Source organism: Clostridioides sp. ZZV14-6387, assembly GCF_020657835.1.
GTDB lineage: Bacteria > Bacillota > Clostridia > Peptostreptococcales > Peptostreptococcaceae > Clostridioides > Clostridioides difficile_A.
In genome coordinates this window covers 198,556-209,856 of the sequence record NZ_JAGWCW010000003.1, presented here as the reverse complement: position 1 = coordinate 209,856, position 11,301 = coordinate 198,556, and the positions used below count along the sequence as shown (strand labels likewise).

Here is an 11,301-nt window from a genome sequence, read left to right as displayed (position 1 = left end):
TTCTATTGCTTTTACTACATTTTCTTCCTGACCTGAATAACTAGCATTTCTTATTAAATCTTGGCATACTTCAGTTACTTCTTGTTTTCTTTGTTCATTTAACATTTCATTATCCCCCTAGATTTTTTATAATGTATGTATTATATGTTATATACTTTCTAAATTTTAGAATTTATATATTTTCTAAATATGTAAATTGCTACTTAATAATGATATTTTAATCATTATTTATATACTTGGATATTCTCCATCCCAAACTATACTTCTGTATTTATCAGGGTCAGTGTCTCCTTCTGTACTTATTAAAAGTATTCTTGAATTTTCATCTAATTTTAAATCTTTTCTTAAGTCTGCTAAATCTTCTCTTTCCATAGCTGCTATTAAAAGACCAGTTGTAACTGCTCCAGATTCTCCAGAGATTACCTTTGCATCCCCATTTAAAGGATTACCTAATGTTCTCATACCTTTAGCAGAAACCCAGTCTGGTGCTGAAACAAATGCTGCAGCATGATTTTTTAATACTTCAAATCCTATAGTATTTGGTTCTCCACAAGCAAGACCAGCCATTATAGTTGGCATATCTCCTCCAACAAATCTTGGTTTTCCATCTCCTGCTTCTGCTGATTTATAGTAACAATCAGCTTCATCAGCTTCTACTACTACTGTTATTGGGCATTCATCGTATATTGAAGCAACATATCCTTGAACTGCTCCAGCAAGTGAACCAACCCCTGCTTGCACAAATACATGTGTTGGTCTGTCTACTCCATATTCTTTTAATTGCTCTATCGCTTCTTGAGCCATAGTTCCATATCCTTGCATTATCCATGCTGGAATTTCTTCATATCCATCCCATGCTGTATCTTGAACCATTACTCCATGATCATCAGCTTCTGCATAATCATTAGCTAATCTTACTGCATCATCATAGTTTAAGTCTGTTATACTAGCATCTGCTCCTTCTCCTTTAATTTTATTTAATCTAAACTCAGAAGAACCTTTTGGCATTAATACAACAGATTTTTGACCTAATTTATTAGCAGTCCAAGCAACTCCTCTACCATGATTTCCATCTGTAGCTGTAAAGAAAGTTATTTCTCCTAATTTTTCTTTTATTTCATCTGAAGTTAATTTGTCATATCCTAATTCAGATATATCTGTATCTAATCTTTGAGCTAAATATTTACCCATAGAGTAAGAACCACCTAAAACTTTAAATGCGTTTAATCCAAATCTATAAGATTCATCTTTAACATATACTCCTGCAACTCCTAATTTTTTTGCTAAACCTTCTAGGTTTGCTAATGGAGTTTCTTTATATTGAGGAAAGCTTTTATGAAAATTTCTAACCTTAGTTATTTCTTCTTCATTTAAGAATTTAATACAATTTTCCTTGTCACCTTTTGGCAAATTATTTACTTTCCATTTAATCTCTTTTAACATCTAAAATACCTCCAAATTATTGTTAAATTTTTATACTTTAATATATAAGCAATTAACATGCCAATACTAAATATATGTTGGATATTTTTCTATGACTGCTTAATATAGAAATTGCAATGCTTTTATTGTTTTTTCTTATCTACCTTTAATTCATACAATGTGTGTAGAATTTAATAAATGAAAAACCTTTTCTATCTTCTCACTTTTTAATTCTCATTTTTAAAATTTAAAAACAAATCTTAAAATCCTCTGTTTGTATATTTTTTAATACCTAGCTTATAAAATCTAAATTAAAACATAAATAGTGATGTAATAATCTATTACATCACTATTTACATATTCATAATCTAATAAGTTTTTAATGGTCTCTAAGAGGTGATTTTTCATCTTTCTTAACATCTAATTCCTCTTTTACAACATTCCATTTTTCAAGACCAAACTTAGAAACCATAACAGCTTCTGCTGCTCCTTTTCCAAGTCTTTTTATAGTATCCATACCTGTTTCGTCTTCTTGTGCACCTTTTGCTTTTCCATCTTTACTCCATATTGTCCCACCTATATAACAACCACCTAAACCTCCAGATACTAACATTTCATGCATTAGGAAGAAATTTATTATAGGAAGTTTTGTAAGCTCTTGACCACCATATCTAGTTCCACCAGTAGTTATAGCTGCTCCAACTTTATTTTGAAGCTTTCCTGGATGAACTAAATACATAGGACGAAGTCTGTTAAATACTGCTGTAAGTTGAGCAGTTATATTCATATCATATACTGGAGAACCAACTATAATTCCATCTGCTTCTAATATTTTTTGCTCTAATTCTTGTATATCATCTTTTATGATACACATAGTCTCTTTTCTTATACATGCATCACAATGTACACAAGGACTTATTTTTTTCCCTCTAACTGACCAATACTCAGTTTCTATACCAGGTATAGTTTCAGCTTCTTTCAAAGCTTCTAATACTGCATATTCTGTTGCTCCTTTACGTGGACTTCCACAGATACCTAATATCTTTGCCATAACAATATCTCCTCATCAAATAAATCTATTTTTATTATCCATTTACAAATATAATAAATTGTCATTTCTACCTTAACTTCTGTTACTTTAATTTTATTGGTAATGAATGTATTTCTACATTAGTTGCATTGTATACTGCATTTGCAACAGCTGGTGCAACTGGTACAACAGCACATTCTCCAATACTTTTGCCACCAAAAGGTCCAGCTTTTTCATAACCATTTACAAATGCAACTTGACACTTTGGCATATCTACAGTTCTAAATAATTTATATGTTTTAAAATCAGTAGCTTTAGGTCTCCCTTGCTCATCAAATGCTAACTCTTCACTCAATGCGTAACCTAGACCCATGTGAATTCCACCTTCTAATTGACCTTCTAAGTTTAGAGGATTTATAACTCTACCAACATCATGCACAGCTACAAAATCAACCACTTTGATATCTTTAGTTTCTTTGTCTACTAAAACTTCAGCAAAATGTACACCATATGAAGTAAGTCCTGCAGGAGAAGAATAGTCTTCAACAACAGTTAATTCTCTTAAAGACTTACTTTGACTATATACTGCAACATCAGATAATGATGCTTTGATATTTTCATCAAGTTTACTAATTACATATCCACCATCTAGATATAATTCCTCTTTTGATGTTTCAAGTAATTTTTCTGCTTCTTCTAATATAAGTGTTTTCAATTTCTCTGCTGTTTTTTTAGCTCCTCCACCTTCTACAAATACACCTCTACTTGCATAATCTCCAAGATTGAATGTACATGCATCAGTATCAGTTTCAAATGTTTCAACTTTATCAGGTGTTATTCCTAAAACTTCAGCTACCATCATTGTTTGCATAGTTACAACACCATTACCCATATCATGTGCTCCTGTAAGTAGTGTCAATGTACCATCTTCATTTAATTTAAGAGTCAATGTAACAACATCCCTATGTGCACCAAAAACTCCATTACCATGTGCACCTATTGCCATACCTATACCTCTTAAATATTTTCCTTCTTCTTTTGGAAGATTCTTCTTTTCGTCCCACTTAAACATTTTTTTGCCTTGTTCTATACAATCCAATACTCTAGGATTTCCAAGAGAGCCATGGAAAATTATATCAACATCATCTGGTTCTACTGCGTTTTTATTTTGGAAATCAACTAAATCCATTCCTATTTCCTTAGCTATTTTAGCAAATTGAGCCTGTTGAGCCATGAATATCTGAGGTGAACCATAACCTCTCATAGCTCCAGCTATTGGTGTATTTGTATATACAGGCATTCCAGTAAATTTTATATTTGGTATTTTATAAACTTTAAATACTTTATGGCTGAGTGCACCTATAACATTTAAAGCACTTGACGCATATGCTCCTGTATTTGTATATATTTTTATATCTTGTGCTATTACTTCTCCATCTTTATTTACACCAGTTTTTAATTTTACAAAAGACCCATGACGAGTTCTTGTTGATATCATAGATTCTTTTCTTGTAAGAACCATTTTAACTGGTCTTCTAGTCATTTTTGATAATGCTGCTGCTACTGGTTCAATTGTAAGTTCTAATTTTCCACCAAATGAACCTCCAATAGCAGGTCTTATAACTCTTATTTTATTTAGTGACATCCCAAAAATTTGAGATAGTATTATTCTAAATCCAAATGTATTTTGGCAAGGTGTATGTACAGTTAACTTATCATTATAATCATAGTGTGCAATTACACTGTGAGTCTCTATTGCACTATGATGTATTGCTGGAGTAGAATATTCATCTTCAAATATATAATCACATTCTTTGAATCCTTTTTCTACATCTCCTCCATTTATGTTGTTTTGGGAAACTATATTTGAATCCCCATGTATACATATAGCATTTTCTTTTATTGCATCCTGTATAGTAAATACAGCTGGTAATTCTTCATATTCTACTTTTATAAGCTTTATAGCTTTTTCTGCTATTTCTGGTGTTTCTGCTGCTACTGCTGCAACACGGTCACCAACAAATCTAACTGTATCTGAAAATATAACTTCGTTTTCAGGTATATTATGTTCATAGAATCTCAAAGAACCATTGTATTTTCTTTGTGATGTGTTAAGATGAGTAGCTATAGCTCTAACACCAACTACTTTCTCTGCTTCACTTATATCTATACTTTTTATCTTTGCATGTGCTACAGGACTTAAAAGCATTTTAGCATGAAGCACATTCTGTGGTTTCATATCAGCCACATATTTCATTTGACCAGTAACTTTTAAAGCTGCATCTTTTAGAGGGTATGATTTTCCTATTACCTTTTCCATAACTATCTACCCCCTAATCTAGCTGCAGATAATTTTACAGCTTCTATAATTTTCACATATCCTGTACATCTACAGAGATTTTCTTTAAAAGCCTCTCTAATCTCATCTTCATTAGGAGATGTATTTCTATTTAAAAGAGCTTGTGTAGTTATAATCATACCAGGAGTACAATACCCACATTGTACAGCTCCAACCTCTATAAAAGCTTCTTGTATTGGATGAAGATTTTCCCCATTAGCAAAACTTTCTATAGTGTATATAACTTTACCTTCGCAGTTTCTTGCAAGAAGTTTACAAGATTTTACGTCAACTCCATCTATCAAAACTTTACATGCTCCACAACTGCCACTATTACAACCTTGTTTCGCTCCAGTTAGATTTAATTTTTCACGAAGTACATGCAAAAGAGTTTCATTATTTTCAATTTCTATTTCATACATGTAATCATTAATATTTAATTTTATTTTTTCCATTTTCTCCTCCTACAGATAAACTAATGTTGTAATAGAATATTATTACAATCTTATTTTAATATTAGTATAAGCTATTCCACTTATGCCCTTCCATTCTATTAGTTACATTAGCTCTCTTACATAATTCTTCTGCTGCATGTTGTGCATTCAATAATACTTGTTCTTCACTTTCGATTGTAGTTACTTTTCCATTTTCAAGTATTACATTTCCGTCAACTAGAACACTTTCTACATTATGCATGCTAGCTGAGTATACCAAAGTTGATACAGGATTGTGAAGAGGTATTGATTTTGGAGAAAGCATTGAGTTAAATATTACTAAGTCAGCTTTTTTCCCAATCTCCAAAGAACCTATTTCATCTTCCATTCTAAGAGTTCTTGCTCCCTCTATTGTAGCCATTTCAAGAACTTTTTCTGCAGAAATTGCAAGAGGGTCACAATTATTCACTTTGTGTTGTAAAGCTGTTAGTTTCATAAGCTCTACCATATCTTGTGCATTATTACTTGCTGCACCATCAAGACCTAAACTTACATTTATTCCTTGTTTTAACATTTCTGGAACAGGTGCAACTCCAGAGGCAAGATACATATTACTTGCAACATTATGAGAAACTTTTATATCATACTTTTTAAGCATTTCCATGTCTTCATCAGTTATGCATACACAATGTACTGCTACAACTTCTGGACCTACTATACCCCATTTTTCAAGTAATTTTATATCTATTTCTCCATGTATATCTTTTGTTGCTGTTCTTGCAAATTCTGTTTCAGATATATGAACTGTAAAATATGAGTCATATTCTTTAACTATATTCCAAAGCATTTTACCCATTTCTTCAGATATAGCCCACATTGAAGAAGGTGCTACACAAATTTTTATCCTTCCATTTTCTGAGTTATGATATTTTTCAAATACCCTTCTTAAATCCTTTTCAACCGTTTCCACATCTTCTATAAGCTCTTTATGAATACCTAAGTCTATACAACCTCTACCTACAACGCCTCTTATTCCTAAATCTTTATACGCTTTTACTATTCCATCTGTAAGTCCAGGTCTATTGTGTGTATGCATGTAATCAACCATTGTAGTTATACCACTTTTTAAACCTTCCATACATCCAAGCATTGCAGCATCATAAGTATCTTGCTCTGTTAAGAATTTTGCTGATGGAAACATCATTGTATTTAGCCACTCATGAAGTGCCATATCATCACCTAAACCTTTTAATAATACTTGGAATAAATGATTATGAGTATTTATAAAGCCAGGGAATATAACTTTTCCATTAGCATCTATAACCTTTTTAGCATCCAGATACTTAGGCTCAATATCAGCTGTGTTTCCCATATCTAAAATTCTATCACCTTGAATAGCTATTGCTCCATCAAATATGACTTCTCTATCTTTATTAACTGTAACAACTATTGCATTTTTTATTAGTATATCAATCATCTTAAATCCCCCTTATTAATACTTTTATTACAACATTTTATCATATGGCTTTCTCATATCATATCTAATACATTTATCCAATATTTTCCTCAAGGTTTGAAGTAACGTTTTCAGACTTTTTATTTGATTTTAATTTAAATAATGTCTGAAGTAATATAGCTATTATTGCTCCAGAAACTATACTTGACCCTCCAAGGACAGTTCCAATTGTTGCTGGGAATTGGTCTAAAACTTGTGGTGCAGTTGTAAGACCCATACTTGTTGCTATAGATACTCCTGCTATAAGATTGTTTTCTTCAGTAAATCCATCCATACTCATAATAGAGAAACCAGACATTGCTATTGATGAGAATACTACTAAAGTTGCTCCACCAACAACACAAGATGGTATAGTTGTCATTATTGCACCTAATGCTGGAGATATTCCTGCTAGTAATAATACAAGTGCACCAAGTGCTATTACAAATCTACTTGTAACTTTATTCATAGATACGATTACTGTATTTTGGCTGAATACTCCAGTTGGAAGAGCTGCAAATAATGATGAAATTATAGAAGTTATAGAATTTCCTAAAACAACTGATGATAACTCTTCGTCAGTTACCTCTCTATCCATTGCACCTATTGTAGCTATTGTACATGCACCCATCATATCAGCTATACCTATTATGTAAATAATAGTAAACATTACTATTAACTCTGGTCTAAACTCTAATCCAAAAGCTGCTGGTGTTGGTAAAGATACTATGGCTGCTCCTTGAACTGCTGAAAAATCAACTAATCCTAAAACTAAAGATATAGCATAACCTACCAATATTCCTATCAATATTGAAGAATTTTTTACTAGACCCTTACCATATTTATTTATCATTATTATTACAAAAGCAACTATAACTCCCACTATAAAGTTTACTGGGCTTCCAAATGTTTCTGCCCCTTCTCCACCTGCTAAATTCTTTATAGCTGTTGCAAATAATCCAAGTCCCATACATGCGATTATAGTTCCAGAAACTATTGAAGTGAATATATGTCTAATTTTCTTAACTCCAAATCCTACAAAGAATACGATTACCCCAGCAGCAATCTGTGCTCCAAATAAAGCTGCTAAACCATCCTTAGCTGCTACTGAAAGACATGCTCCTAAAAATACATAACTCATTCCCATCATTACAGGTAATCTTGAACCTAACTTAAATCCTTTAAATAAAGGTATTGGATATAATTGTAAAAACGTTGCCAAACCTGCCGCTAACATAGAGCCTTGAATCAGCATTGTCGCTTGCCCCTGGTTAAGTCCTACCACGTTTGCTATTAATATCGCTGGTACCATATTTCCTACTATCATTGCTAACAGATGTTGTAAAGCTAAAGGTATTGATTCCTTTAGTGGTGGTATCCCATCGACATCATATTTTGAAGTATTACGTGTTTTCATAAAATAAATCCTCCCATACATAAATATCTTGACTAAATATTTTTATAATTATTTTCTATAAATATTTTTATGACCATGAATTTATTGCTCAACCGATAAACACAGCTAAACTGAGCTATTTTTATAAAAAATTAACAAATTTTCTAATATACCCTCCCCGATTTTCTTTTTGAATAAATATTAATTGTCTGGTATATATTTCTTTGATAAATTTTTTATTAAAATGAATAGCTATCAAAAATAATCTAACAACCTCATAATAAATAATTTAAACAACCCTTTCAAATTATTATATCTTAATTGGCTTCTTCCATAACAGCTCTTTCTTTAGCCTCATCCTCTAGACTTTTATTTGGTATTATTAGATTTAAAATGAATGCAACCAATGTTGCGATTACTATTGGAGATTCTCCAAATACTAATTTTACAAATGAAGGAAATGCCTCTTGGGCTGCTGGGACTGATGTTATTCCCATGCCTAAAGCAATTGCCAAACCAACAATGGTAATATTTCTTGATGACAACTCTTCTGTAATAATTAACTTTATACCTGTCATTGTTATCATACTAAATATAGATATTGTAGCTCCTCCCAAAACTGAATATGGTATAGTAGTCATTAATGCACCAAATTTAGGTACAAACCCCGACAATAACATAAATATACCAGCTATTCCAAGCACAAATCTACTTATTACTTTGTTCATAGCTACCATCCCCACGTTTTGGCTGTATGATGATGGTGGCAAACCTCCAAACAAAGCTCCTATCATAGTACAAATTCCACTTCCTACTACTCCACTTGATAATTCTTTATCTGTAATATCCCTGTCCATACCTCCCATTGTAGTAGCTGATAAATCTCCAATTGCTTGAACAGCATTGATTATACTTACAATTACTACTGATATTACTACAGGTATATCAAATTCCAATCCAAACTCAAGTGGTTTAGGTACTGCAAACCAAGCTGCTTCTCTAATAGGGTCAAAATTTATTATACCCAAAACTAAAGATACACAATATCCAACTATAATTCCCAAAAATATTGCTGCCAATTTTGCATACCCTTTTGCAAATTGACTAAGACCTATAACTACCACTAGTGTTATAGCTGCTACTGCCCAATTTTGCATAGAGCCATAAGTAGGGCTATTTACACCACCTGCCATATAATTTATTGCTATAGGATATAAAGATAATCCAATTGTAAACACTACTGTTCCTGCAACTATATTAGGAAAAAATCTTCTTATCTTTTTTATAAATAATCCTATTAATACTGTAGCAACTCCCCCTATTAGTTGTGCCCCCAAAATGCTTGCTAATCCGTAATTTCCTCCAACTGCTACAAGTGTTGGTACATAAGTAAATCCAACTCCAAAAATTATAGGCAATCTTGAACCAATATTTCCTATTGGATATAGTTGTATAAGTGTCGATATGCCAGCTATTATTAATGCATATTGGACTAAAAGCGTTATTTGTGTAGGACTAACACCCACAGCTCCTCCTACGACTATAGGTACTGTAACAGTTCCAACTATCATTGCTAATATATGTTGCATTGATAGTGGCAGACACTTTAAAATTGGTGGCCTTCCATCAATATCAAACATAGAGACACTCTTTTGATATTTACTCAAGGTTATCACTCCCAACTATTTTTTAATGACAGTTATTATCATCTCATACAACATCCTTTCTTTTTTTATTTTGTCATCTCAATTTACTATGAAGCAATTATAATGCCAATTTTTTAACAGAATTGTTTTACACATATAAATTTTATTATATTTGTTAGTATTTGATAATTTGATAAAGCATTTATTTTTTTTAATTCTTTTAAATTTTTTTTATTTTTGGATAATAAAATACTATTACACAAAAAAACACTTGGAAAATTATTTTCCAAGTGTTTTTTATCAATTTTATAATTTCAAATTTTAGAATTGAGAATTAAAAAGTTAATTATTATACATCTATCTTTCTGTATAAAGTGGCTAATGATATTCCAAGTTTTTTAGCAGCTAACTTTTTAGACTTAGTATCATTACCATAAAACTTCAACACTTTCTTTATATATGCTCTTTCAAACTCTTCAAGCGTAAGTATCTCTTGTTCCATACTTATCTCATAGTCATTTTCCTCAAGTAGTTTTATATTTATATTGTTTCGCTTAAAATATTCAATTATCTTTCTATTTATTATACCTTTGTGTATTATGCCATCTTCTTCAAGGAGATTTAAGGCTAATTCTATAGTGTTTTCCAACTCTCTAATATTCCCTGGCCAAGGATATTTAAGCAACATTTGCTCTACATCTGGTTCTATATGGTATACATTTTTCTTCATCTTTCTGGAATATTTATCTATAAAATTGTTTATTAATATTTGTATATCATCTCCTCTTTCTCTAAGTGGAGGTACTTCTAAAGGTATTACATTTAATCTATAGTATAAGTCTTCTCTAAATTTATTTTCTTTAACCAATTCAAATAAGTCTCTATTAGTAGCCGATATGATTCTAACATCTATATCAATCAGTTCGTTTGAGCCTATTCTCGTAAACTTCTTTTCCTGTAATACTCTCAATAACTTCGATTGTAGTTGAATTGGCATGTCTCCTATCTCATCTAAAAATACGACTCCTCCATTGGCCAATTCAAATTTACCAATCTTACCTTTTGAATCTGCTCCACTAAAAGCTCCTTTTGTATATCCAAAAAGTTCACTTTCCAGTAGAGGTTCTGGTATAGCAGCACAGTTTATAGCAACGAATGTTTTATTCCCTCTATTTCCTGCGAGATGAATGGCCCTTGCTATTAACTCTTTTCCAGTACCACTTTCTCCAGTTATAGCTACAGTAGAATCGCTATTTCCAATTTTGCGAATTCTATTTTTTAGAGCACGCATTACATCAGAATCTCCAATTATAGAGTCTACTGTTGTTGTCCCCCAAATATTGTATACTTCCATTCCACCATACATTACTGAATCACTGTGTTTGTCCATAAAATATCAACTCCAAATAAGTATTCTATATAATAATCCTTCAAATTATCTATTTAATTATATCATAACAGAAAAGTTTAGTTATAATTTAATAATATTTTATTTTTCAAGTTAAGATTAATAAAAAGTATATCTACCAAATCTCAAATT

Annotated in this window: 8 protein-coding genes; all 8 read right to left on the bottom strand. The window is 31.5% G+C overall.

The window, feature by feature from the left end:
* Positions 1-228: 228 nt before the first annotated feature.
* On the bottom strand, positions 229-1,443 hold the full coding sequence (gene dpaL / locus KGF38_RS03205; protein ID WP_054270550.1) for a diaminopropionate ammonia-lyase: 1,215 nt from the start codon (positions 1,441-1,443) through the stop codon (positions 229-231).
* A gap of 358 nt (positions 1,444-1,801) precedes the next feature.
* Complete coding sequence (locus tag KGF38_RS03200) at positions 1,802-2,473, bottom strand: flavodoxin family protein (protein WP_054270551.1); 672 nt, start codon at positions 2,471-2,473, stop codon at positions 1,802-1,804.
* Between the two features lie 82 nt (positions 2,474-2,555).
* On the bottom strand, positions 2,556-4,772 hold the full coding sequence (locus KGF38_RS03195; protein ID WP_074179664.1) for a xanthine dehydrogenase family protein molybdopterin-binding subunit: 2,217 nt from the start codon (positions 4,770-4,772) through the stop codon (positions 2,556-2,558).
* Positions 4,773-4,774: 2 nt separating this feature from the next.
* The gene (locus KGF38_RS03190; protein WP_054270553.1) at positions 4,775-5,245 is read right to left on the bottom strand and encodes a (2Fe-2S)-binding protein; all 471 of its coding nucleotides are present in this window, start codon (positions 5,243-5,245) and stop codon (positions 4,775-4,777) included.
* Positions 5,246-5,306: 61 nt separating this feature from the next.
* Positions 5,307-6,701: an amidohydrolase family protein gene (locus tag KGF38_RS03185; RefSeq protein WP_054270554.1), complete on the bottom strand. Its 1,395-nt coding sequence runs from the start codon at positions 6,699-6,701 to the stop codon at positions 5,307-5,309.
* Between the two features lie 73 nt (positions 6,702-6,774).
* A complete protein-coding gene (locus KGF38_RS03180) occupies positions 6,775-8,136 on the bottom strand; it encodes a uracil-xanthine permease family protein (RefSeq protein WP_054270555.1) in 1,362 nt (453 codons plus the stop codon).
* A 296-nt stretch (positions 8,137-8,432) separates the two neighbouring features.
* Positions 8,433-9,755 carry a nucleobase:cation symporter-2 family protein gene (locus KGF38_RS03175; protein ID WP_176702529.1) on the bottom strand — a complete coding sequence of 441 codons (1,323 nt, stop codon included), beginning with the start codon at positions 9,753-9,755 and terminating at the stop codon, positions 8,433-8,435.
* Positions 9,756-10,110: 355 nt separating this feature from the next.
* Positions 10,111-11,151, bottom strand: a complete 1,041-nt coding sequence (locus KGF38_RS03170) for a sigma-54 interaction domain-containing protein (RefSeq protein ID WP_054270557.1) — start codon at positions 11,149-11,151, stop codon at positions 10,111-10,113.
* Positions 11,152-11,301 lie beyond the last annotated feature (150 nt).

What these genes read in the sequence shown, in the direction of transcription:
- dpaL (WP_054270550.1), bottom strand. Translation starts at nt 1,443, where the DNA reads ATGTTAAAAGAGATTAAATGGAAAGTAAATAATTTGCCAAAAGGTGAC.
- KGF38_RS03200 (WP_054270551.1), bottom strand. Translation starts at nt 2,473, where the DNA reads ATGGCAAAGATATTAGGTATCTGTGGAAGTCCACGTAAAGGAGCAACA.
- KGF38_RS03195 (WP_074179664.1), bottom strand. Translation starts at nt 4,772, where the DNA reads ATGGAAAAGGTAATAGGAAAATCATACCCTCTAAAAGATGCAGCTTTA.
- KGF38_RS03190 (WP_054270553.1), bottom strand. Translation starts at nt 5,245, where the DNA reads ATGGAAAAAATAAAATTAAATATTAATGATTACATGTATGAAATAGAA.
- KGF38_RS03185 (WP_054270554.1), bottom strand. Translation starts at nt 6,701, where the DNA reads ATGATTGATATACTAATAAAAAATGCAATAGTTGTTACAGTTAATAAA.
- KGF38_RS03180 (WP_054270555.1), bottom strand. Translation starts at nt 8,136, where the DNA reads ATGAAAACACGTAATACTTCAAAATATGATGTCGATGGGATACCACCA.
- KGF38_RS03175 (WP_176702529.1), bottom strand. Translation starts at nt 9,755, where the DNA reads ATGTTTGATATTGATGGAAGGCCACCAATTTTAAAGTGTCTGCCACTA.
- KGF38_RS03170 (WP_054270557.1), bottom strand. Translation starts at nt 11,151, where the DNA reads ATGGACAAACACAGTGATTCAGTAATGTATGGTGGAATGGAAGTATAC.